Source organism: Streptomyces showdoensis, from assembly GCF_039535475.1.
Taxonomy (GTDB): Bacteria; Actinomycetota; Actinomycetes; order Streptomycetales; family Streptomycetaceae; genus Streptomyces; species Streptomyces showdoensis.
In genome coordinates, this window is the sequence record NZ_BAAAXG010000010.1 from 57,620 (window position 1) to 79,639 (window position 22,020).

The window sequence follows — 22,020 nt, forward strand, 5'->3', positions numbered from 1 at the left end:
CGCCGACAGCGGGACCACCGGGCTGGGGGCACGTCATGAGCTCGTATCTGGGCATACCGAGCGTCGTACTCGGAATCCTTCTCCTGATCAGCGGGATCGCCGCGATCCGCACGGGCTGGACGTTCCGCCGGCAGCGGCGTCACATCCAGCGTCCCGCGGTGTTCGGCTGGGCGCAGATCATGATGGCCACGGCCCTCTTCGTCCAGGCCGCCTCGCTCCTGTCCGACGACACCGCGGTCCGCTCGACCGTCTCCCTCGCCGGCATGGGCCTCCTCCTCGCCGGCCTGCTCGTCTCCGTCGTCGCCCAGATGTCGAAGCGCACCCCCTGACGCCCGGCGCCCCGCCGCGTGTCGTTCGGGTGCCTCCAGCGGGCGGTCCCGCCCGTGCCGGGGTCGAATCGAGGCATGGCACCCTTCGACAGGCCCCGTACCGGCGGCTCCCCGAGGAGCGTCGCGACGGCCGGTGACACCTGGTGGTACGCCGCCGTCGCCGCCGAGGCCGCCGGATCGTTCAGCGCCCGCATCCGCATACGCATGCGGCGCGCCTGCCTCGCCGCCGTCCTCCTGCTCACCGTCGCCTACGCGGGTCTCGTCCTCACCGCGACCGGCAGACGCTGGGGGGACGCCGCGCTCGCCGGGCGGCTCGCCGACCCCGCCGTCGCCCAGTTCCTCCGCGAGCACCCCTCGCTCCGCGGCCTCGGCACCCTCTCCCTGGTCCTCGCCCCTCTGCTGCTCGCCGGCGTCGGCGCGCTGCGCCGGCGGTACGCCCTGACCGGCGCCGCCCTCGGCACCGTGGCCGCCGCCCTGGTCGCCGCCGAGCTCCTCCAGCGGTACGCGCCCGGCCCGCACCTCGTCGACGCCTCGGGCGCCGTCGTGCGGAGCGGCTTCCCGAGCAGTACCTCGGTGCTCGCCGCCGGCACCGCCCTCGGCCTCGTCCTGGTCGTGCCGCACCGGCTGCGGGCGGTCGTCGTGGGCCTCGCCGCCCTGTGGGCCGCCGCCCTCGGCGCGTACGGCATCGCCTCCGGGCGGCTCCGGCCCGGCGACGTGATCGCCGCCGACCTGCTGGTGCTCGCCGGCTTCGCCGCGGTCGTCGCCCTCCTCGCCCGCAAGGGCAAGATCCGCCCCGCTCCCCGGCGCCGCCTGCCCCCGCAGCGGCTCCTCGTCGCCGTCCCGCTCGTCCTGGTCGCCGCCGCCGGGCTCGCCACCGGGGCGTACCTGCTGCTCTCCTGCCTGCCGGGTCCCGGCCCGCTCCCCGCCGACCTGGCCCGGACCGCCCATCGCTGCGGCCAGGCCCTCGCCGCGGGCACCGGCGCGGGCGTCGCCGCCCTGCTGCTCGGCCTGCTGCGCCACGTCGACCTGGACCCGGGGCCCGCCCCGTACCGGCTCGCGAGTCCGGTTCCGGAGGACCCCTTTCCCGAGGACCCCGATCACGAGATATCTTGATGTCGAGCAATCTCGCAGACGCAGACGTGGAGCGGAGCACACCCGGTGACTGACTCGACCATCATCTACACGCACACTGACGAGGCGCCCGCCCTGGCGACGTACTCGTTCCTGCCCGTGATCCAGGCGTACGCCTCGACGGCCGGGATCAACGTCGAGACGCGTGACATCTCCCTGGCCGGGCGCATCATCGCCAGCTTCCCCGAGCGGCTCGAAGAGGGCCAGCGCATCGCGGACGCCCTCGCCGAGCTCGGTGAGCTCGCCAAGACGCCCGAGGCCAACATCATCAAGCTGCCGAACGTCTCGGCCTCGATCCCGCAGCTCAAGGCCGCGATCGCGGAGCTCCAGGAGCAGGGCTACGCCCTCCCGGACTACCCGGACGACCCGCAGAGCGACGAGGACAAGGACGTCCGCGCCCGCTACGACAAGATCAAGGGCAGCGCCGTCAACCCGGTCCTGCGCGAGGGCAACTCGGACCGCCGCGCGCCCGGCGCCGTGAAGAACTACGCCAAGACCCACCCGCACCGCATGGGCGCCTGGACCCCCGAGTCCAAGACCAACGTGGCGACCATGGGCGAGAACGACTTCCGCTCCACCGAGAAGTCCGCCACCATCGCCGAGGCCGGTGCCCTGCGCATCGAGCACGTCGCCGCCGACGGCACCGTCACCGTGCTCCGCGAGTCCGTCCCGGTCCTCGCCGGCGAGGTCGTCGACGCCTCCGTCATGCGCGTCGAGGCCCTGCGCACCTTCCTCTCCGAGCAGGTCGCCCGCGCCAAGGCCGAGGACGTGCTCTTCTCCGTGCACCTCAAGGCCACGATGATGAAGGTCTCCGACCCGATCGTCTTCGGCCACGTCGTGCGCGCCTTCTTCCCGCAGACCTTCGCCAAGTACGGAGAGGTCCTGGCCGGCGCCGGCCTGTCCGCCAACGACGGCCTCGGCACCGTGCTCAAGGGCCTGGAGTCCATCCCGCACGGCCTCGGCGAGGAGATCAAGGCCTCCTTCGACGCCGAGCTGGCCGAGGGTCCGGCCCTCGCCATGGTCGACTCCGACAAGGGCATCACCAACCTGCACGTGCCGTCCGACGTCATCGTCGACGCCTCGATGCCGGCCATGATCCGCACCTCCGGCCACATGTGGGGCCCGGACGGCCAGGAGGCCGACACCCTCGCCGTCCTCCCGGACAGCTCCTACTCCGGCGTCTACCAGGCCGTGATCGAGGACTGCCGCGCCCACGGCGCCTTCGACCCGTCGACCATGGGCTCCGTCCCGAACGTCGGCCTCATGGCGCAGAAGGCCGAGGAGTACGGCTCCCACGACAAGACCTTCGAGATCGCCGCGGCCGGCACCGTCCGCCTCGTCGACGCCTCCGGCGCCACCGTGCTGGAGCAGGAGGTCGCCGAGGGCGACATCTTCCGCGCCTGCCAGACCAAGGACCTGCCGATCCAGGACTGGGTCAAGCTTGCCGTCACCCGCGCCCGCGCCACCGGCGCCCCGGCCGTCTTCTGGCTGGACGAGACCCGCGCCCACGACGCGCAGCTGATCGCCAAGGTCGACGCCTACCTGCCGGAGCACGACACCGAGGGCCTGGAGATCAAGGTCCTGTCCCCGGTCGAGGCCACGAAGTTCTCCCTGGAGCGCATCCGCCGCGGCGAGGACACCATCTCGGTCACCGGCAACGTCCTCCGTGACTACCTGACCGACCTCTTCCCGATCCTGGAGCTGGGCACCAGCGCCAAGATGCTCTCCGTGGTCCCGCTGATGGCGGGCGGCGGCCTGTTCGAGACGGGCGCCGGCGGCTCCGCCCCGAAGCACGTCCAGCAGCTCGTCAAGGAGAACTACCTCCGCTGGGACAGCCTCGGCGAGTTCTTCGCCCTGGCCGCCTCCTTCGAGCACCTGTCGGCCACCACGGGCAACGCCCGCGCCCAGATCCTGGCCGACACCCTCGACCGCGCGACCGGCACCTTCCTCAACGAGGACAAGTCGCCGACCCGTCGCCTCGGCGGCATCGACAACCGCGGCAGCCACTTCTACCTGGCCCTGTACTGGGCCCAGGAGCTGGCGCGCCAGACCGAGGACGCGGAGCTCGCCAAGGCCTTCGCGCCGCTGGCCGAGACCCTCGCGTCCAACGAGCAGAAGATCGTCGACGAGCTGGTCGCCGTCCAGGGCTCTCCCGCGGAGATCGGCGGCTACTACCAGCCCGACCCGGCCAAGGCCGCGGCCGTGATGCGCCCGTCCGCGACCTTCAACGAGGCCGTCGCCACCCTCGCCTGATCAGCGAGGACCCGACGCGGGACCAGGGCCGCCCCGGCCGGACATCCGTCCGGCCGGGGCGGTCGCGTCGGTGGCGCATCCGCCGTCCGGGTGTGAGTCTGGATGGATGAGCTGGGCATCATGGACGACCGCCGGTGTCTACACCGGGCGGGGCGGGGTGCTGACCGTCGAGGCCGGTGTGCTCACGGGCGACCTGACCGTGCACACCACCTACATCGACGCCGAGGCACGTGTGGCCGTGCAGTACAGCGGCGCATCCGACTGGTTCACCATGTCGGGCAGTCCGGTTCCCTGCGGATCGGAGGAGGAGAGCCGCGACCTGCACGACGCCGTCGTCGCGGCGGTACGGGAAGGGGGCGGGGCGACGGTGCCGACCCTGCCGCACCTCTCGGGGTAGCGGTCCCCCCCGGGACACCCACGCCGGAGATTCCCGGAAAAGTGTTGTCCGGGCCGCTCCCCGCGGTCTCCTGACGACGGCCCGCACCGGGCGGACACCGTCACCGGGGACGAGGGAGCAACAGGACATGAACAGCGTCGAGCACCGCACCGCCGAGCTCGTCGAGGCGGCGCGGGCCGGTGACGCGCGCGCCGGTGACGATCTCGTACGGGCCTACCTCCCGCTCGTCTACAACATCGTCGGCCGCGCCCTCGACGGCCACGCCGACGTGGACGACCTCGTCCAGGACACGATGATCCGCGCCCTCGACGGCCTCCCGGCCCTGCGCGATCCCGCGCGCTTCCGCTCCTGGATCGTCGCCATCGCGATGAACCGGATACGGCGCCGCTGGCGCGAACGCCAGCAGGCGCCCCAGCCCGGCCTCGACGGGGCCGCGGCCCTCGCCGACCCGGCCGGCGACTTCACCGAGCTCGCCATCCTGCGCCTCGGCCTGACCGGCCAGCGCCGCGAGGTGGCCGAGGCGACCCGCTGGCTCGACGAGGAGGACCGCGAGCTCCTCTCCCTGTGGTGGCTGGAGGCCGCCGGCGAGCTGAGCCGCGCCGAACTCGCCGCCGCCCTCGACCTGCCGCCCCGGCACGCCGCCGTCCGCGTCCAGCGCATGAAGGCCCGCCTGGAGACCGGCCGCACCGTCGTCCGCGCCCTCGCCGCGGCACCGCCCTGCCCCACGCTCGCCGAGACCACCGCCGGCTGGGACGGCCACCCCTCCCCGCTCTGGCGCAAACGTCTCGCCCGCCACCTCGACACCTGCCCCCACTGCGCCCCGACCCGCACGGGCCTCGCCCCGGCCGAAGGGCTCCTGGTGGGCTTCGGCCTGGTGCCGCCGCTGCTCGTCTGGGCCGGGCGGGGCGGGACCGGGGCGATGGAGACGGCGGGGTGGGCCGCCGGGGAGGGCCCCGAGGCCGGATCCGCCGTCCAGGATCCCGGAGTCGGTTCCGCCGCGGGTGACGGGGGATCCCCTGTCCAGGATCCGGGAACCACGCCTCAGGACGGCACCGGATCCGCCGTCCCGGACGGCGCGTCCACCCTCCCGCCCCGCCCCCTCTGGCCCGCGGCCACCGCCGCCCTCGCCGTCCTCGGCGCCGTCCTCCTCCTCGTGCCCGGCGCCCCCGGTCCGCGCGCGGAGCTGCGCACCCTCGCACCCCCGCCCCCGGTGCAGGCGCCCCCGACCGTCACGCCCACCACGACCCCGCCGCCCACGCCACGCCCGACGCCGAGCCCCAGCCGGACCCGGAAGCCGCGCCCCAGCGTGGAGGAGCGGGTGAACGCGCTGGTCAACGCCCACCGGGCCGAGGCGGGGTGCGGACCGCTCCGGGCCGATCCGAAGCTCTCGGCCGCGGCGCGCGCCTACGGACGGGACATGGTGGACCGCGGCTACTACGGGCACACGACCCCGGAGGGCACCGACGCCGGGAACCGCTTCGAGACCGTCGGGTACTCCTGGAGCGCCTGGGCCGAGAACCTCGCCCGGGGGCAGCGCGACCCGGCGGCCGTCGTCGCCGACTGGATGGCCGACCCCCCGCACCGCAGCAACCTGCTCGACTGCCGCTACCGGGACACCGGCGTCGCCGCCGTGAGCGGGCCCGACGGCACGATCTGGGTGCAGGAGCTCGCCACGCCCCTGGGCTGAGGGGCCCGGCGGACGGCCCTCACGGGGAGGCGAAGTCCTGCACCCACCACGGGCCGTTGTCCGTGAGGCTCACCCCGACGCCGACCTCCTTGAACGCGCAGTTGAGGATGTTCTTCCGGTGCCCCTCGCTGTTCATCCAGCCCTCGACCGCCTCCGCGGCCGTGTGCGGACCGCGGAAGATGTTCTCGCCCCAGGCCGACCAGTCGTACCCCGCCGCGGTGATCCGGTCGCCCGGGGTGCGCCCCTCCGGGGTGGTGTGGTCGTAGTAGTCGCGGGCGGCCATGTCGTCGGCGTGCTTCTGCGCCGCCCGCCGCAGCTTGGCGTCGGACCGGAGCGGATCGCACCCGGCCTTCCGGCGCTCGGCGTTGGCGAGGGCGAGGACCTGGTCGACGTACTGCGCGGCCGTCGCCGCCGCGGGAGCCGCCTTCGCCGCCACCGGCGCCACCGCGCGAGGCGCGCGCTCAGCGGACCGCGAGGCCGGGTCGGCGGAGGTCCGCCCGGCCGGGTCCGGCGAGGTCTCCACGGCGCCGGGGGACGACGTGGCGGCCTGCGCGGCCGGCCCGGCGGCGGACGTCCCGGTCACGACCGCGGCCGCGCCCGCGTCCCGGGCGGAGGCGGGCGCCGCGCCGGCGGCCGTTCCCGGGCCGTCCGCCGCCGGAGCCACGGGCAGCGGGGCCAGGGCCCCGGCCGCGGCCGCACGGGCGCCCGCGTCGGCCGGCGTGCCGAGCGTCGCCACGTACAGCGCGGTCGCGACCGTCAGCGCCGCCGCGACCGCCCCGGCCGTCATCGCCGCGCGTCCCCCGGGAGCTCCCGGGCGGCCGCGGCGCCGGGTGTCCCTGCGGTGCCGGCCGACGGTGCCCCGCCCGGGCGGCCGGCCAGGGCGATCGTCCGTGCCACCTGCGTCGTACGCGTCGTGCTGCATGGGCTCCGCTCTCTGTTCGGGGCCGCCGGACGGTCCGGCACTCGGGAGAGCCACCGGGGCGACGGCGATAACACTTTCCGGCCCCGGACAGCGCGACACTCCTCGTCAATCTTGTGCGTCAACCTCGTGCGGGACCACTGCGACCGGGCAGGGGGCGAGGTGCAGTGCCGCGTGCGCCACCGAACCGATCCGTGAGCCGAGCGCCCCGCGCCGGGCCCGCCGCCCCACCACGAGCAGCTGCGCGGCGCCCGAACCCGACAGCAGCACCTGCCCCGCGCTGCCCAGTTCCACGTGTTCGGTCACCGGGACGTCGGGGTACCGCTCCCGCCAGGGGGCGAGCGCCTCGCGCAGCGCCTTCTCCTCGTACGGCACGAGCCCGCCGGCCTCGTCGGCGAGCCGCAGCGAGGCCGGGCTGTACGCGAGGAGCGGCGGGAGGCTCCAGGCCCGCACCGCCCTGACGGCCGCCCCGCGGGCCGCGGCCGTCTCGAAGGCGAACCGCAGCGCGGGCGCGCTGTCCTCGGGGCCGCCCTGCTGGCCGACCAGGATCTCCCCGGCGGGCGGTTCGGCCGGGGCGCCGTCGCGGGAGCGGACCGCGACGACCGGGCACCGCGCGGCGGCGATGACCTGCTGCCCGTACGAGCCGAGGAGGTAGCCGGTGACGGCGCCGTGCCCGCGCGAGCCCAGGACGAGCAGGTCGGCCTCGCGGGAGGTGTCGAGCAGCGCGGCGACCGGGGTGTCGCCGATGACCTGGGCGGTCAGCGCGAGTTCCGGGTGGCGTTCCGCGACCGCCGCCTCGGCCTCCCGGAGCACGCCCTGGGCGGCCTGCTGCTGGGTCGCCGGGTCCTGGAGGAGCGGCAGGTCGAGCGGCTCCCAGCGCCAGGCGTGCACCAGCCGGAGCGGCAGCCCCCGGTGCAGCGCCTCGCGGGCGGCCCAGTCCGCCGCGGCCAGGCTCTCGGGGGAGCCGTCCACTCCCGCGACGATCTCACGACTCATCAGGCTGCCTCCGTCGGCTCGGCGTCGGGCCGGCCGGGTGGCCGGCCCTCGGTCTCCAGCTTGGGCCCATCGGCCGTCCGGGGAGAGGGCCGGAGGTCCCGGAACCGCCCGCCGTCCGGCCCTGATCCGGCCCTCGGCGGCCGGCCCTTCCGCCGCCACGCGTGAGGCCGTGCCCTCCGGATCGTGCCGGGCCGAAAGACGGGGCCTAGGCCAGCAGGGTGAGCCGGGCGTGGGTGCCGTTGAGGTAGTGGTCGCCGATGTCCCGCAGCCGGTGGTCCGGCGAGACCGAGGCCGTGAGGGCCCGGACGTTGCGCCAGAAGCGGTCGAAACCCTGGCCGCCGGCGTGTGGGCGGGCCGCGGTCGCCGGCTCGACCAGTTCGAGGATGCGGGTGGTGATCTCCACCGCGGCCCGGTTGGTGACCGTCTCGGCCGCCGCGACCAGCACCGCGATGTCCGCGAGGTCCTCGACGCCGAGGGCCCGCTCCTCGACCAGACCGTGGGCGAGGGCGTCCGTGGCCCGCTCGACCACCGCGGCGGCGGCGTGCGCGGCCGTCGCCAACTCCCCGTAGGCCAGGAGGAGGTACGGGTCGTCCCCCGGTCCGCCGCCGGTGAAGCCCACCGGGCCCGGGGCCGGGAACCCGGCGGCGCCCGAGAGCCCCGGGATCCCCGTGCGGCCGGCGGGTCCCGGACGGCCGTCGGTGCCCGTGGCGGCGAAGTCCGCCGCGAAGCCGTTCGCGAAGTCCGTCGCGAACGCGGCCCGCCCCCGGGCCCCTTCGGCGGGTGGCGGCGCGGCCTGGGTGGCGCGGCTGATGTCGCGGGCCTCGGCGAGCGCGCCCTCGGCGATGCCGAGCCCCACGTGGACCAGGAGCAGCCGCAGCGCGAGGGGTGCGAGGGTCGAGTACGGGGCGACGGCGTGCTCGTCCTGGGGGAGCGCGCCGAGCACCTGGCCCGCCGCGACCGGCACCTGGTCGAAGGTGACCGTGCCGGCGCCCGCGAGGCGCTGGCCGACGCGTTCGGCGCCCGCGTCGGTGAACACGGCCGGGTGGGCCGGGTCGACCAGGACGACGAGCAGGTCGCCCGTCTCCGTACAGCGGGCGCCGACGACCAGCCGGTCGGCGACGGTGACGCCGGAGGCGAAGGCGCGCCGCCCGTCGAGGACGTAGGCGCCGCCGCCGGCCGGTGTCAGGGTGAGCCCGGCCGGCGCGTGGTCCACGCGCGGCGGCTCGACGGCCCCGGCGAGCAGCCAGCGCTCGTCGGCGGTCCGGGTGTCGAGGTCGAGAGGTCCCGCGGCGGGGCCGAGGAACCGCGAGGTCCAGGACAGCACGCAGTGGTGGGCGAGGAGTTCGCCGATCGAGCCGTCGGCGGCGGAGATCTCCCGGACCACCCCGCAGGCGGTGCGCCAGTCGGCGCCGCGGCCGCTCGGTCCCGGCGCGGTGAGCAGGGCGGGCAGGCCCGCCTCCTGGAGCCGGGCCACCTCGTCGAAGGGTGCCTTGCCGGCACGGTCCCTGGTCAGGGCGTCCACGGCGAGGTCGTCGGCGAGCTCTCTGGTGACGCGGGGCCAGATCTCGTCGTCGGCCGGGCGTTCGGCCGGCGCGGAGGTGGGCCGTATCGCGGTCTTCTTCGGCGTTCTCACGTCACCTCACATGATCCCTAGTATCCCCACTGGAATAGTAGGGATAGTGGCAGAGGGGCCGCCCGGGCCCCAAGGGGCGTCCGCATCGCGGACAACGACATCTTGAAAGGTGGAACGGAGGGTGGCTGACCAGCGGCGGCGTGAGCGGCCGGACGGTTACGGATTGGTCCAGGCGTCCGGGTCCTCGGCGAGCGCCACGACCTCGGGCGGCAGCTTCGCCGAGGCCAGCTCCGCCAGCGACACCCCGTCGAGCACGTTGCGCACGTTCGCCCGCAGCGCCACCCAGAGGGTCAGCAGCGACTCGGCGGGACCGGTGTACGACAGCTCCGGCGGGCGCACCCCGCGCACGGAGACCAGCGGGCCCTCCACGCAGCGGATCACGTCCGCGACCGAGATCTCCCCGGCCGGCTTCGCCAGCCAGTAGCCGCCGTTGCCGCCGCGCTGGCTCTGCACCAGGCCGCCCTTGCGCATGTCGCCGAGGATGCCTTCGAGGAACTTGTGGGAGATCCCCTGGCAGTCGGCGATGGCCTCGGCCTTCAGCGGCCCGGTGTCCTGGGCCGCGGCGAGCTGGAGGGCGGCCCGCACCGCGTAGTCGGCCCTGGCTGAAATGCGCATACGAGCATTATTCCGCACCCTTGACGGGGGGCGCGGACGATCCCACACTCGTGGACGGGAAACCGAGCGGACAGGTAGGGAATCATGGGAGCCACGGACGCGGCGGACAGGGCACACGCCGCCCGCCTGCCCCGCTCCCTGCCGCTGACCTCCCGCCGCCACATCGACCTGCTGCGGGTCTGCAGCGCGGCGTAGCGCCCGTTCGGCGGACCGCCACCGGTGGACCACCGTCACCCGGGCCGAGCAGAGCCGCCCGCCCGGGATCCCGGACGCCGCCCCGTACCGCACCGCCGCGCCCCGCACCGGCCGTCACCGGCCACCGCTCGGCACTTCCGCACCTTCAGCAGCTCCAGCAGCTCCAGTGCCCTGACTCCTTCCCGTACCTCTGCTGCCTCCGGGCGCGCGCCGACACCGTCGTGCGCCACCGCGACCCAGCACCGAGCACCCCAGGGAGAAGCATGTCCGTCATCCCCACCACCGCCCCGTCCGCCCTCGACTCCGGCCTTCCCTCCGTCGTCCCGTCGATCGTGCCCGCCACCGCCACCCCGGCCTTCCGCGGCCGGATCGGCCGCGACGTGCGCAGCGGCCACTACGCCGTGCCGCACCGCTACCGGCTCCATCTGGCACCCGCCGACCCCAGTTGTCTGGGCATCGCCGTGACCCACAGCCTCCTGGGCCTCGACGGGACGCTGCCGCTGACCGTCCTGCCCGCCACCCCCGACACCGCCGACGGCGGCTACGCCGCCCTGCGCCCCCTGTACGAGGCCAGCGCCCACCAGTACACGGGACCCGCCGCCGCGCCCGTCCTCAGCGACGACTGGACCGGCCGCATCGTCTCCACACACGTGCCCGACATCCTGCGCGACCTCGCCCTGCGCTTCCGCGGCGACGGACCCGAACTCCTCCCCGAGGCCGACCAGGACGAGATCCGCGCCGTCGCCGACCTGTGCGCGCGCAGCGTGCACGCCGCCGCCCAGCGGGCCGGCGAGCTCGGCCTCGACGACCAGGCCGCCCACCACGATCCGCTCACCGTGCTCTTCGCCGCGCTCGGCTCCCTCGAACGACGGCTCGCCCGGAACCCGTACGTCCTCGGCGACGCGCCCACCGCCGCCGACGTCACCGTCTGGGTGACCCTCGTCCAGCTCGACACCGTCCACCGCTGGCACCTCGACGCCGCCGCCATGGACCGGGTCGCCGGACACCCCGCGCTCTGGGCCTACGCCCAACGGCTCGCCGCACTCCCCGCGTTCGGCCGCCACCTCGACATCGACGCCGTCCTCGCCCACCACCGCGCCCACTGCCGGGGCCGGGAGGCGGCCGGCGCCGCCATGCGCATCGTCGACTGGGGCTGACGGATCCGTACGCCGGACCGGTGACGGCCGGTCCGGTGACACCGCGGTCAGGCCGCGGAACGCCGGCCCGCGAGCGGCTCCGTGGCGTCACCGGCGCCGGTGCGGACCCCGCGCAGGAACGCCTCCAGGGCCTCGACCGAGGTCCTGGACGGCGCCCACTCCAGCTCCCTCCGGGCCCGGTCGGTGGCCAGCAGCGGCAGCCGCAGCACCGCGTCGAAGAGGCCGGGCGACGACGGGGCGACCCGCAGCCGCCAGGCCGTCGCGAGCGCGCCGCGCACCGCGGCGTTCGGCACCTTCACCGGGCGGGCGTCGAGCAGCCCGGCGAGCGTCCCGGCGTCGACCACCGGACCGGCCGCCAGGTTGAACGCGCCCCGCACGTCCCGCAGCAGCGCGCGCCGGTAGGCATCGGCCGCGTCATCGGTGTGCAAGGCCTGGAACCGCAGGCCGGACAGCTCCGGCACCAGCGGGAGCAGGTCCGGCCGGAAGAGCCGGCCGGGGAGGAAGCGCCCCGCGAAGATCCGCCGCTGCTCGCTCGCCGACTCCTCCTTGAACTGGAATCCGGGCCGCATCCGGACCACCCGCGTCTGCGGGTGGTCCCGCTCGAAGGTGTCCAGGACCCGCTCCAGATACGCCTTCTCCCGGGTGTACGCGGCCCCCGGCCAGCCGTGCGTCGGCCAGGACTCCGAGACGGGCGGGCCGCCCTCCGGCCCGGGGGAGTAGGCGCCGACCGACGAGGCGTGCACCAGGACCGGGACGTGCGCGGCGGCGACCGCGTCGAAGACCCGTACCGCGCCGAGCACGTTGGTCCGCCAGGTCTCCACCGGGTCGTGCGTCGGCTGGAAGCGCCAGGCCAGGTGGACGACCGCGTCCGCGTCCTCCACGTACTGGGCGAGCCGGGGCCCGGCGGCCTCCTGCGACAGGTCCAGCTCCGCCCACTCCGTCTTCGCGAGCTCCAGCCGCGGCAGCCGGCGGGCCAGACCGAGCACGGAGCCGACCCTCGGCTCCCGCTCCAGGGCGCGGACCAGACTCGTGCCGACGTTCCCGGTGGCGCCGGTGACGACGACCCGCAGGCGATCGCTCGGGTTCATGACCTGACCCTCCGACCTTCCCGACCCCGGCCTTCCCCTCATCTCGACCTTCCGCCCTCGGCGCCGCCCGCGCACGCGGGGAGGAGGGCCCGGTCACGGAGCGTCGCGCCGCGGGTCGCGTCGGTGAGGATGTGCCCCGAGGATGGTGGGGTCGGGGGGCCAGGGCGTACCAGGAGGAACGGATGCTGCTCCCCGACCGCAACACGATCGACCGGCTGCTGCGGAGCTACCGCGCCCAGGAACGGAAGGTCCTGTCCCGGCCGTGCGACCCCGCGGTCCGCCGACGGCTGGAGGACACCTCGTACACCCTCTGCGTCCTCATGGGGGTCCGGAGCGCCCACGAGGCGGTCCACGCCGCCGAGCACTACCTCGCCACGCCCCGGCCGGCCGTCGCCGCCATGGCCCCGGGAGCCGCCGGACGGCACGCGCGGGGCCCGGTGGGCGCAGACTAGGGAGGGTGGGCGACCACGGCCCGGGCACGCCGGCCGGACGTGCTGCGCCGCCCGCCTGGAGGTGTCGGCGATGGACGAGGCACGGCTCTCGCCGCGGGAGCGGCGCATCCTGGCCGAGATCGAACAGGGCCTGGGCGCGGACCGGTCCCTGGCCCGGGGCCTTCGCTCCGGGCGGCCGCGGCACCGGCCGCGGATCCGCCTCCTGGGCGGACGGGCCACCCTCCTCCTCGGCGCGGTGGCGCTCGGCCTCTTCGTGGCCGCCGTCGCCACCGAGTCGCCCCCGCTGATCTGGGCCTTCGCCGTGGTGTGGGTGGTGACGCTGGTGTGCGGGCTCCGGCTGCTGCTGCGCTGGTCCCGGCGCCACCTGACGGGAGCGGAGCGGCCCCGCCCGGACGAGCCGGACCGCTGAGGCGCACCCCTCAGTTCCCGCGCGCCCCGAACCGCCGCCAGAGCCACAGGGAGAGCGCCGCGCCGAGCGCCGCACCCACCAGCGCCAGCGGGAGCCCGGCCGTCCTGCCCGACGGGGCGGCCTCCCGCCGCGGCGCGCCGCCGACCGCCCCGACCGGGCGGGCCGGGCCGGCCGGCGCCGCCGCGGGAGCGACCTCCGGACCCGCCCGGTCCACCTGCCGCGCGGCGGCGTGCACGGTGCCCGCCGCCTCCTTCCGGACCGCCTTCGCGGGCTTCAGGGAACCCACCGGCCGCACCCGCCCCGCCGCCTCGAAGCCCCAGTCGAGCAGCTCCCGGGCCTCCTCGTACACGGCGAACCCGCCGCCGCCCTGCGGGTTCATCACCGACACGACCAGCGTGCGGGCCCCGCGTCGCGCGCCCACCACCAGGGTGTTCCCGGCGCCGCTCGTGTAGCCGTTCTTGATGCCGATGAGCCCCGGGTAGCGCGCCACCCCGTCCGCGCCGGTGAGCAGGCGGTTGGTGTTGGCGATGCCGTACGACCAGGATCCGGCCGGGAAGTCCGCGTAACGGGTCGAGCAGTAGCGGGTGAACTGCGGGTCCTGCAGGCCCGCGCGCCCGAAGACCGCCAGGTCGTACGCGGAGGACACCTGGCCCGGCGCGTCGTAGCCGTCCGGCGAGACCACGTGGGTGTCGCGGGCGCCCAAGGCGCGCGCCTTCTCCTGCATCTGCCGGGTCATCGACTCCCAGCCGCCGTTCATCGCGGCCAGGACGTGCACCGCGTCGTTGCCGGAGCTGAGGAAGACGCCGTTCCACAGGTCCGACACCTTGTACGTGTAGCCCTCCTTCACCCCGACGAGGCTGCTCCCCTCCCCGATGCCGGTCAGCTCCTCGTCCTTGACGGTGTGCCGCTCGCCCCCGTCGTGCCGCGGCAGCGCGGTCAGCGCGAACAGGGTCTTCAGGGTGCTCGCCGGCGGCAGCGGCCGGTGCGCGTCGCGGGCCGCGAGCACCTCGCCGGTGGTCGCGTCGGCCACCACCCACGAGAGGGCCGACACCGAGGGCAGACCGGGCGCGCCCCGCAGCGCCTCCACCTGCGTGCCGGAACGGTCGAGCCGGGCGGGATCGACGAACGACCGCACCGGAGGGGTGGGCTCGGCGACGGAGGAGGCCGAGGCCGTGGGGACCGGCAGGACGAGCAGCAGCACCGCGGCACCGGCGGCGGCATGACGAACAGCTGGCATGACGATCATTCAGCCACCCTAGGAACGCGCCGCGGAGCCCGCAGGGCGGAGTGCGCCGACCGGCGTAGCGGCTCTGCCGGAGGGTGGGCGCGTCGCCCCCGGCGGGGCCGGGGGCGCGGGTGCCGTCCGGGCTGTCGGTGGCGCAGGGCATGCTGGTGACGTGTCCTCATTCCCGAACCAGAGCAGGCCCGTTGCCCCGCCGGGCTCCGACGGCCCCGCCCCCGCCGAGCACATGATCGTCTGCGGCGACGACGTGCTGGCCCACCGTCTCGCGGCCGAGCTGCACGAGATGTACGGGGAGCGCGTCACCCTGCTCGTCCCCGCGCCCGTCGAGACGCCCAGCCGCCCCGCGGCCCGCACGGGGCGGGCGGCGGCGCTCTTCGGACGGGTCACCGCGGCCGTCAGCAGGACCGCCGCCGCGACGGGCACCGCGGGCGCGGCGGGCACCACGGGCGGGGCGGGGTCCGGGGGCGACCCACGCGGCGGGCCGCCGGCCCGGTCGATCCGGGTCATGGAGACCGGCGAGGCCGACGACCAGGCCCTGCTCGACGCGGGCGTGGAGCGCGCCGCCGCGCTCGCCCTGGTGCACGAGGACGACGAGCGCAACATCCGGGCCGCGCTCGCCGCCCGCCGGCTCAACCCCAGGCTCCGCCTGGTCATCCGGCTCTACAACCGCAAGCTCGGGCAGCACCTGGCCACCCTCCTCGACCAGGCCGCGGCCGTCTCCGAACCCGGCCTCGACCCCGAGAAGCTCGACGCGGCGACGACCGTCCTGTCCGACGCCGACACCGCCGCGCCCGCCCTGGCCGCCACCGCCATCGCCGGGAGCAAGAAGGTGATCCAGGCCGGCGGCCTGCTGCTGCACGCCGTCGACCGCACCCCGCCCGCGCGCGGCGAGGTCGCCGACCCGGGCCTGTGCACCCTGGCGCTGCTCTCCGCGACGGCCAGCGACCCGGCCGGCAGCGAGGGCTCCGAGCTCAGCGGCGACCAGGGCCCGCAACTGCTCCCGGACGACGCGGCCGTCGCCGCCGCCACCGGGCGCGGGATCGTCGCCCTGGAAGCCGTCAGCTACGAGGGCCCGGCGCAGGCCACCGGCTGGTTCGGCGGCTCCTCGCTGCCCGTCGGCTCGCTCTTCTCCCGGCGGCTGCGCTGGTCCCTCGCGGGCGTGGCGGCCGCCGTCCTCGCGCTCGCCCTGGCCTCGACGTTCGCCACCGGGGACCACCCCCTGCACGCCGCCTACCTGACCCTGCTCGACGTCTTCGCGATCGGCGACCCCGCGGTGGGCGAGCCGACCAGCCGTCAGCTGCTCCAGATCCTCGCCGGCTTCGTGGGGCTGCTCCTGCTGCCCGTCCTCGTCGCCGCCCTCCTCGAAGCCCTCGGCACCTTCCGGTCCGCGACCACCCTGCGCCGCCCGCCGCGCGGACTGTCCGGACACGTGGTGCTGCTCGGTCTCGGCAAGGTCGGCACCCGGGTGCTCGCCCGGCTGCGCAGGATGAACATCCCGGTGGTCTGCGTCGAGGCCGACCCGGAGGCCCGCGGCCTCGCGCTCGCCCGCCGGCTGCGGGTGCCCACGGTCATCGGCGACGTCACCGAGGAGGGCGTCCTGGAGGCCGCCCGCATCCACCGGGCACGCGCCCTGCTCGCCCTGACCAGCGTCGACATCACCAACCTGGAGGCGGCGCTGCACGCCCGGTCGATCAGCCCCGACCTGCGCGTGGCGCTGCGCCTGTACGACGACGACTTCGCCACCGCCGTCTACCGCACCCTGCGCGCCGCGCACCCCGGCGCCCTCACCCGCAGCCGCAGCGTCTCGCACCTGTCGGCGCCCGCGTTCGCCGGGGCGATGATGGGCCGCCAGGTCCTGGGCGCCATCCCCGTGGAACGCCGGGTGCTGCTCTTCGCCGCGCTCGACGTCACGGACCATCCGCTCCTGGAGGGCCGGACGGTCGCCCAGGCGTTCCGGCCCGGCGCCTGGCGGGTCATCGCCCGGGGGGCGGCCGGGGTGCCCGCGAACCGGGCCGGCTACGGCCTGGTCTGGCAGGTGCCGCCGGGCGAGGTCCTCGGCCCCGGCGACCGGGTCGTGGTCGCCGCCACCCGCCGAGGCCTCGCCGAACTCCTCGGCCGCCGCTCCGCCGTCCGGACCTGACGCAACGGGCGAGGCCCGTGCGAGCCGGACCGTCCGGTCCGGCTCACACGGGCCTTCCCCGTTCCACGGCGGGAGACGCCCGCAGGGACGCCACCAGGTGCAGCAGATGGGCTTCGTTCCCCGAGAAGCCCGCTTCGCGCAGCGCCTGGTCGGCCTCGGCCATCGGATGCGTGAGCATCGCCGCCGCGTACGGCTCCAGGCGCGGATCGGCGAGCACCGCCTGGGTGGATTCGAGCAGGCGCAGGTAGGCCTGGGCGGCGGCGCGCTCACGGCCGGTGATCGTCGTCATGTCGGGCTCCCTCTCGAGCTTGCGGCGGTCGTCGCCACCACCCTCTCCTACGGGTCTGACAATCAGGCCTCTGGCCCGCCGAGCTGCGCCGCGAGGCGCTCCAGGAAGGCCTGCTGACCGGCCACCAGCAGGGGCGCCGCCGCCTCGAAGGAGAACCAGCCGACCCGGTCCAGCTCCGGGAACTCCCGCACCACGCCCGAGTGGGGCGGCCACTCCATGGTGAACGTGCCCGGCACGATGCGCTCCGGGTCGAGATCCGCCTCGACGGCCCACACGGTGACGGTCTTTCCGTTGGCCTGCCGGACCTCGCCCAGCGGGAGCGGCTCCCCGTCCGGCGGCGGAAGTCCCAGCTCCTCCTCGAACTCCCGCCGCGCGGCGGCCTCGGGCGGCTCCTCGGGCCCGTACTCCCCCTTGGGGATCGACCAGGCGGCCGTCGACCGCCCGGCCCACAACGGGCCTCCCATGTGGCCGATGAGCACCTCCGTACCGCCGTCGGCGGTCCTGCGGTAGAGGAGGAGACCGGCGCTGCGCTTGTCGGGCATACCGCTCAGTGTGGCCGAGACCGGGCGGGAGCGGGAGTGGGGCGCGCCCCCGTTCCGTCGAGCCGGATCACGACCGGACCGCCCGCCGGGTCGACGTCCGCCGTCCAGCCGGTGGGCGGGCGCAGCGAGCGGTGCGGCTCCACGAGCCCGGGGAGCCTGGCCTCGTACAGGATCCGGTCGTCCTGCGTCACGGTGAGGAGCGGGCGGACCAGCCGGTCGGCGGGGCGGAGCAGCACGGCCGGGGCGGGCCCGGTCAGGCGGTTGGGGGAGGCCCAGCGCAGGGCGCCCTCCGGGGCGACCGGGACCCCGGGGCCCGGCCAGGGCGCGCCCGCGAGCCGGGCGAGGACGGCGGCGGCGACCGCCCGGCCCTCCGCCGCGGCCACCACGGCGGGCTCCACGCCCCGCAGCAGGTTGCCGACGGCGAACACCCCCGGCACCGGGGTGCGGAACGCGGGGTCGACGGCCGGCCCGAGGGTGGCCCGGTCGAGCGGGACGCCGCCGGTGCGGGCCAGTTCGTGCTCGGGGATCCAGTCCCCGGTGAAGACGACCGTGTCGCACCGGAGCAGCCCGGTGCGCCCGTCCGCGCCGCGCACCACGACGCCCGACAGGCGCCCCCGGCCGACGAGTTCCACGACCGTCGCCCCGCGCAGCACGGGCCCCGGCAGGCGCGGTCCGCGCGGCCGGTCCGCGACCACGGCCGCGACCGTGACCCCGGCCCGGCGCAGCGTGCGCGCCGCGTGCCGGGCGACCGGTTCCGAACCGACCACGACCGCCCGCCGCCCGATCCGCTCCCGGCGCAGCCCGAACAGCTCGACGGACTGCTGGAGTTCCCCGGTGCCGAACACCCCGGCGGGGCGGCTGCCCGGCACCAGGCGGGCGCCGCGGGGCCGCTCGCGCGCGCCGGTGGCGAGGACCACGGCCCGGGCGGTGATCCGTTCCAGTCCGGTCGGCGCGGTGACCTCCAGGGTCAGCGGCCCGGCCCAGCCCGTCGCGCCCGCCCCGGTGCGGACCACCGCCCCGGCCCGTACGGCGGCGCGCACCGCACGGCGGGCGTAGCCGGGTCCGGTGAACGCCCCGAAGCCGCCGCGCGCGCAGTGCCGGGGCACGCCCCCGGCGGTCCGCTCCCGCTCCAGGACCTCGACCCGGCCCGCTCCCGCCGCCGCGAGCCGCGCGGCGGCGGCCAGGCCGGCCGGGCCCGCGCCGACGATCAGCACGTCGACGGCACGCTCCACCGCGCCGCCACCCGCCGCCACCCGGTCCCGTGCCGTCACCGGGTCCTCTCCCGTCACCGGGTCCCCTCCCGTCACCGGGCTCTCTCCCGTCACCGGGTCCCCTCCTCGAACAGCACCCGCACGGCGGCCCCGCAGGAGAAGCCCTGGCAGCGCCCGCCCCGCGCCCGGGTCCTGCGGCGCAGCCCGTCGAGCGAGGCGGGCGGCACCGTGGAGGCGAGCGCGTCGCGGATCTCGCCCCGGGTGACCCGCTCGCAGTGGCAGACGATCTCGCCGTACGCGGGGTCGCGGGCGATGCGGGCGGCGTCGCGGTACGGGCGGGGGAAGGCCTCGCCGAGGTTCGGCATCGTCACCGGGGCCAGCGGGCGCTCGGGGCCGAGCTCCAGGCCCGCGTCGGCGAGCAGGCCGACGGTGTGGCGGCCGAGGGCCAGGGAGGCGGTGAGTCCGGTGGAGCGGATCCCGCCGACCGTCACGTACCGCAGCCCGGGGTGGGCGGCGATCCGGTAGTCCTCGGCGCCGGTGGCGGCCCGCAGCCCGGCGTAGACGGCGGTGACCTCCTCGTCGAGCAGCGCGGGCAGGATCCGGCCCCCCTGGGCGCGCAGCGCGGCGAGCCCCTCGGCGGTGGAGCCGGTGGCCGTCTTGTCGTCGAGGTCCTCGGCGGTGGGGCCGAGCAGCACGTTGCCGTAGACGGTCGGCGCGACGAGCACGCCCTTGCCGAGGACGCCGGGCACGGGCAGCAGGATGTGCCGGACCAGCCCGCGCGCGAGCTTGTCGAAGACGAGGAGCTGCCCGCGCCGCGGGGTGACGGTGAAGTCGTACCGCCCGACCAGGGCGTCGAACGCGTCGGCGTACAGGCCGCAGGCGTTGACGAGGTAGCGGGTGCGCAGCACGCCGCGCCGGGTGATCAGCCGGTGCGGGGTCCCGGGGCCGCCGGGCCGCACCTTCTCCACCGGGCAGTCGAGATGGAGGTCGACCCCGGAGCGCACGGCCTGGGTGGCGTAGGCGAGCGGGGTGGTCCAGGGGCAGACGACCGACTCGTCGGGTACGGCCAGCGCGCCGAGCGCCCCCGGCCCCAGGTGGGGTTCGAGGGTGCGCAGTTCCGCCGCGCCGACGGGCCGCGTGCCGTGGTGGCCGTTGCGCTCGGCCTTGGCGGCGAGCCGGGGGAGCGCGGCGAGCTGCTCCTCGTCCCAGGCGACCAGCAGCGCGCCGACCGGCTCGACGGGGATGCCGGTCTCCCGGGCGTACGCGGCGAGCAGCCGGCCGCCCTCGCGGACCAGCCGGGCCTCCAGGGAGCCGGGGACGGCGTCGAAACCGGTGTGCAGGATCGCCGTGTTGGCCTTGGAGCTGCCTTCGCCGACGTCCCCGGAGGCCTCCACGAGCGCGACCCGCAGCGAGTACCTGGCGAGCTCGCGGGCGATGGCGCAGCCCACCACGCCCGCGCCGACCACGGTGACGTCGTACGCGGCGCCCGGGCCCGGTCCGTCCGGGAGGGCCCCGCGCCGGGTGACGGTCACGCGGCGGTCCCACCGGGTGCGACGGCGGGTGCGCCGGGTGCCGCCGGGGCCCCGCCCGGTGCCGTGGCGGTCCCGCCGGGCGCGGTGGCGGCCCCTTCGGCCAGCAGCCGTGCCACCGCGGTACGGAAGCGGCCCAGGCGCTCCGCGGCCTCGGCGGGCGTGATCCGGGGCTCGTACACGGCGGACGGCTTCCAGTCGGGCACGGCCTCGTGGACGGCGAGTCCCGGGGTGTGGCCGAGCCGGGCGACCGCCGCCACGCCGAGCGCGGTGGCGTCCGGGAGCGCGGAGACCTCGACGGGCCGCTGGAGGAGGTCGGCCTGGGTCTGCATGAGCAGTGCGGACCGGGTGAGGCCGCCGTCGACCCGCAGCGCGGTGAGCGGGGCGCCCAGGTCGGCCGCGGCGGCGCCGGCGAGCTCCACGACCTGCGCGGCGATGCCCTCGCACAGGGCCCGGACCAGGTGGCCGGGTCCGGTGTCGAGGCCGAGTCCGGTGAGCGAGCCGCGCACCTCGCCGCGCCACCAGGGGGCCGCGAGCCCGGTGAGCGCGGGGACGAAGGTGACGCCGCCCGCGTCGGGGACGGCGCCGCCGACGGGGTCGAGGTCGGCCGCGCCCGCGATCACCCCGAGACCGGTGAGCCACCGGACGGCGGACGCGGCCGTGAACACCTGCCCGTCCAGGCAGTAGCTGGTCCGCCCGCGCAGCCGCCAGGCCACGCAGGAGACCAGGCCGGAGTCGCCGCGGCGCGGCACGGTCCCCGTCTGGGCGAGCAGGAACGCCCCGGTGCCGTAGGTGCACTTGGCGGTGCCGGGCTCGGTCACGTCCTGGGCGAGGAGGGCCGCCTGCTGGTCGACGAGGAGTCCGGTCAGGGGGAGCGGCGGGCCGAAGGCGGTGGTGGTGCCGACCGGGGTGTCACAGTCCACCACGCGCGGCAGGCGCTCCCCGGCGAGGCCGAAGACGTCGAGGGCGGGTCCGGACCAGGCGGCGGTGTCGAGGTCGAGCAGCCCGGTGCGGCCCGCGGTGGCGGCGTCGGTGACGAAGGCGCCCGTGAGCCGGTGCACGAGCCAGGCGTCGCTCGTGGTGACGACACCGGCGCCGGTGAGGCTGCGGCGGATCCAGGCCATCTTGGGGGCGGCGAAGTAAGGGTCGAGCGGCAGACCGGTGATACGTTTCAACTCGCCTTCGTGCTCTGCGAGTTGAGTGCACAGCTGGGCGGCCCTGCGGTCCTGCCAGACGAGGGCGTCGGTGAGCGGTGCGCCGGTCGCAGGGTCCCAGGCGAGCACCGTCTCGCCCTGGTTGGCGAGGCCCACCGCGACGGCGGGCTCCCCGGCCTCGGCGAGTGCGGTCCGGCCGGCCGCGACCACGGAGTCGTACAGCTCACGGGGGTCGACCTCGACCAGGCCGCCGGGCAGGGCGCGCGGGTGCACGGGGGTGAATCCGCTCCCGATCACCCCGCGCGCGGGGCAGACGACGAGCGCCTTGGTGCCCGACGTGCCCTGGTCGACGGCGAGTACCGGGCCCGTCATGCGCGCGACTCCCTGCTGCTGTGCGGTGGGTGGAGGTCCTTGATCGTGGAACCGGTCAGCCTGATGCAGCCGGGGCGCCGCGTCAAGGTTTCCCCGGTGAACCCGTCAGTTTCCGAAACATCACTGACATCAAGTCAAATTCAGTCGCTGGCTTGATAGTTACGGTCACAGATGAAAGTGGACCGGTCACGTCCAGCGACCTCTATAGTGATCGCCGATCAACGGCCGGGATGGCCACGGGGGACTGACCACCCCCCTCCACCCACCTCACCGAGGAAC

20 protein-coding genes are annotated in these 22,020 nt (G+C 76.1%); 9 read left to right on the forward strand and 11 right to left on the reverse strand.

Annotated features, from left to right (window positions below; genetic code table 11):
- The first annotated feature begins 35 nt into the window (after positions 1-35).
- The 5 genes from ABD981_RS05695 (at position 36) to ABD981_RS05715 (ending at position 5,797) form a co-directional block, all read left to right on the forward strand.
- Complete coding sequence (locus ABD981_RS05695) at positions 36-329, forward strand: hypothetical protein (RefSeq protein WP_046910486.1); 294 nt, start codon at positions 36-38, stop codon at positions 327-329.
- A gap of 75 nt (positions 330-404) precedes the next feature.
- A complete protein-coding gene (locus ABD981_RS05700) occupies positions 405-1,442 on the forward strand; it encodes a phosphoesterase (protein WP_123954953.1) in 1,038 nt (345 codons plus the stop codon).
- Positions 1,443-1,487: 45 nt separating this feature from the next.
- The gene (locus ABD981_RS05705; protein ID WP_046910485.1) at positions 1,488-3,713 is read left to right on the forward strand and encodes an NADP-dependent isocitrate dehydrogenase; all 2,226 of its coding nucleotides are present in this window, start codon (positions 1,488-1,490) and stop codon (positions 3,711-3,713) included.
- Positions 3,714-3,819: 106 nt separating this feature from the next.
- Complete coding sequence (locus tag ABD981_RS05710) at positions 3,820-4,110, forward strand: hypothetical protein (RefSeq protein ID WP_046910484.1); 291 nt, start codon at positions 3,820-3,822, stop codon at positions 4,108-4,110.
- Positions 4,111-4,237: 127 nt separating this feature from the next.
- A complete protein-coding gene (locus ABD981_RS05715) occupies positions 4,238-5,797 on the forward strand; it encodes a sigma-70 family RNA polymerase sigma factor (RefSeq protein ID WP_046910483.1) in 1,560 nt (519 codons plus the stop codon).
- A gap of 19 nt (positions 5,798-5,816) precedes the next feature.
- On the opposite strand, the gene ABD981_RS05720 is transcribed toward ABD981_RS05715, so the two are convergent.
- From ABD981_RS05720 to ABD981_RS05735, 4 genes are all read right to left on the reverse strand, one after another.
- Positions 5,817-6,584, reverse strand: coding sequence for a CAP domain-containing protein (locus ABD981_RS05720; protein WP_345528160.1), 768 nt, complete (start codon positions 6,582-6,584; stop codon positions 5,817-5,819).
- Between the two features lie 240 nt (positions 6,585-6,824).
- On the reverse strand, positions 6,825-7,712 hold the full coding sequence (locus ABD981_RS05725; protein ID WP_046912447.1) for a universal stress protein: 888 nt from the start codon (positions 7,710-7,712) through the stop codon (positions 6,825-6,827).
- Between the two features lie 205 nt (positions 7,713-7,917).
- Positions 7,918-9,345, reverse strand: a complete 1,428-nt coding sequence (locus tag ABD981_RS05730) for an acyl-CoA dehydrogenase family protein (RefSeq protein ID WP_123955301.1) — start codon at positions 9,343-9,345, stop codon at positions 7,918-7,920.
- Between the two features lie 156 nt (positions 9,346-9,501).
- Positions 9,502-9,960: an RrF2 family transcriptional regulator gene (locus ABD981_RS05735; protein ID WP_046912448.1), complete on the reverse strand. Its 459-nt coding sequence runs from the start codon at positions 9,958-9,960 to the stop codon at positions 9,502-9,504.
- 458 nt (positions 9,961-10,418) lie between these two features.
- On the opposite strand from ABD981_RS05735, the gene ABD981_RS05740 reads away from it, so the two are divergent.
- Positions 10,419-11,312 (forward strand): glutathione S-transferase C-terminal domain-containing protein, encoded by an 894-nt coding sequence (locus tag ABD981_RS05740; protein ID WP_046912449.1) that lies wholly within the window; start codon positions 10,419-10,421, stop codon positions 11,310-11,312.
- Positions 11,313-11,359: 47 nt separating this feature from the next.
- On the opposite strand, the gene ABD981_RS05745 is transcribed toward ABD981_RS05740, so the two are convergent.
- Positions 11,360-12,400 (reverse strand): NAD-dependent epimerase/dehydratase family protein, encoded by a 1,041-nt coding sequence (locus ABD981_RS05745; protein WP_046912450.1) that lies wholly within the window; start codon positions 12,398-12,400, stop codon positions 11,360-11,362.
- A 182-nt stretch (positions 12,401-12,582) separates the two neighbouring features.
- Between ABD981_RS05745 and ABD981_RS05750 the strand changes: the two genes are divergently transcribed.
- A complete protein-coding gene (locus ABD981_RS05750) occupies positions 12,583-12,852 on the forward strand; it encodes a DUF5133 domain-containing protein (RefSeq protein WP_046912451.1) in 270 nt (89 codons plus the stop codon).
- 70 nt (positions 12,853-12,922) lie between these two features.
- Positions 12,923-13,261 carry a DUF3040 domain-containing protein gene (locus ABD981_RS05755; protein ID WP_046912452.1) on the forward strand — a complete coding sequence of 113 codons (339 nt, stop codon included), beginning with the start codon at positions 12,923-12,925 and terminating at the stop codon, positions 13,259-13,261.
- Between the two features lie 10 nt (positions 13,262-13,271).
- On the opposite strand, the gene ABD981_RS05760 is transcribed toward ABD981_RS05755, so the two are convergent.
- Positions 13,272-14,507, reverse strand: a complete 1,236-nt coding sequence (locus ABD981_RS05760) for a D-alanyl-D-alanine carboxypeptidase family protein (protein WP_345528168.1) — start codon at positions 14,505-14,507, stop codon at positions 13,272-13,274.
- A 223-nt stretch (positions 14,508-14,730) separates the two neighbouring features.
- On the opposite strand from ABD981_RS05760, the gene ABD981_RS05765 reads away from it, so the two are divergent.
- A complete protein-coding gene (locus ABD981_RS05765; RefSeq protein WP_046908529.1) occupies positions 14,731-16,644 on the forward strand; it encodes an NAD-binding protein in 1,914 nt (637 codons plus the stop codon).
- Between the two features lie 43 nt (positions 16,645-16,687).
- Here ABD981_RS05765 and ABD981_RS05770 read toward each other — a convergent pair whose 3' ends face one another.
- The 5 genes from ABD981_RS05770 to ABD981_RS05790 form a co-directional block, all read right to left on the reverse strand.
- The gene (locus ABD981_RS05770; protein WP_046908530.1) at positions 16,688-16,933 is read right to left on the reverse strand and encodes a hypothetical protein; all 246 of its coding nucleotides are present in this window, start codon (positions 16,931-16,933) and stop codon (positions 16,688-16,690) included.
- Positions 16,934-16,995: 62 nt separating this feature from the next.
- Positions 16,996-17,475, reverse strand: coding sequence for an NUDIX hydrolase (locus tag ABD981_RS05775; RefSeq protein ID WP_046908531.1), 480 nt, complete (start codon positions 17,473-17,475; stop codon positions 16,996-16,998).
- A 5-nt stretch (positions 17,476-17,480) separates the two neighbouring features.
- On the reverse strand, positions 17,481-18,707 hold the full coding sequence (locus ABD981_RS05780) for an FAD-dependent oxidoreductase (RefSeq protein ID WP_046908625.1): 1,227 nt from the start codon (positions 18,705-18,707) through the stop codon (positions 17,481-17,483).
- A gap of 89 nt (positions 18,708-18,796) precedes the next feature.
- Positions 18,797-20,218 (reverse strand): FAD-dependent oxidoreductase, encoded by a 1,422-nt coding sequence (locus ABD981_RS05785; protein ID WP_046908532.1) that lies wholly within the window; start codon positions 20,216-20,218, stop codon positions 18,797-18,799.
- Entirely contained in the window at positions 20,215-21,741 is a 1,527-nt protein-coding gene (locus ABD981_RS05790; RefSeq protein ID WP_123954584.1) for an FGGY family carbohydrate kinase, read from the reverse strand. Before ABD981_RS05790 ends, ABD981_RS05785 begins: the two co-directional genes overlap by 4 nt.
- Between the last annotated feature and the right edge of the window lie 279 nt (positions 21,742-22,020).

Excerpts from the sequence above, each read along its gene's own strand:
- ABD981_RS05695 (WP_046910486.1), top strand. The coding sequence starts at position 36 with ATGAGCTCGTATCTGGGCATACCGAGCGTCGTACTCGGAATCCTTCTC.
- ABD981_RS05700 (WP_123954953.1), top strand. The coding sequence starts at position 405 with ATGGCACCCTTCGACAGGCCCCGTACCGGCGGCTCCCCGAGGAGCGTC.
- ABD981_RS05710 (WP_046910484.1), top strand. The coding sequence starts at position 3,820 with ATGAGCTGGGCATCATGGACGACCGCCGGTGTCTACACCGGGCGGGGC.
- ABD981_RS05715 (WP_046910483.1), top strand. The coding sequence starts at position 4,238 with ATGAACAGCGTCGAGCACCGCACCGCCGAGCTCGTCGAGGCGGCGCGG.
- ABD981_RS05720 (WP_345528160.1), bottom strand. The coding sequence starts at position 6,584 with ATGACGGCCGGGGCGGTCGCGGCGGCGCTGACGGTCGCGACCGCGCTG.
- ABD981_RS05725 (WP_046912447.1), bottom strand. The coding sequence starts at position 7,712 with ATGAGTCGTGAGATCGTCGCGGGAGTGGACGGCTCCCCCGAGAGCCTG.
- ABD981_RS05735 (WP_046912448.1), bottom strand. The coding sequence starts at position 9,960 with ATGCGCATTTCAGCCAGGGCCGACTACGCGGTGCGGGCCGCCCTCCAG.
- ABD981_RS05740 (WP_046912449.1), top strand. The coding sequence starts at position 10,419 with ATGTCCGTCATCCCCACCACCGCCCCGTCCGCCCTCGACTCCGGCCTT.
- ABD981_RS05745 (WP_046912450.1), bottom strand. The coding sequence starts at position 12,400 with ATGAACCCGAGCGATCGCCTGCGGGTCGTCGTCACCGGCGCCACCGGG.
- ABD981_RS05750 (WP_046912451.1), top strand. The coding sequence starts at position 12,583 with ATGCTGCTCCCCGACCGCAACACGATCGACCGGCTGCTGCGGAGCTAC.
- ABD981_RS05755 (WP_046912452.1), top strand. The coding sequence starts at position 12,923 with ATGGACGAGGCACGGCTCTCGCCGCGGGAGCGGCGCATCCTGGCCGAG.
- ABD981_RS05760 (WP_345528168.1), bottom strand. The coding sequence starts at position 14,507 with ATGATCGTCATGCCAGCTGTTCGTCATGCCGCCGCCGGTGCCGCGGTG.
- ABD981_RS05765 (WP_046908529.1), top strand. The coding sequence starts at position 14,731 with ATGATCGTCTGCGGCGACGACGTGCTGGCCCACCGTCTCGCGGCCGAG.
- ABD981_RS05770 (WP_046908530.1), bottom strand. The coding sequence starts at position 16,933 with ATGACGACGATCACCGGCCGTGAGCGCGCCGCCGCCCAGGCCTACCTG.
- ABD981_RS05775 (WP_046908531.1), bottom strand. The coding sequence starts at position 17,475 with ATGCCCGACAAGCGCAGCGCCGGTCTCCTCCTCTACCGCAGGACCGCC.
- ABD981_RS05790 (WP_123954584.1), bottom strand. The coding sequence starts at position 21,741 with ATGACGGGCCCGGTACTCGCCGTCGACCAGGGCACGTCGGGCACCAAG.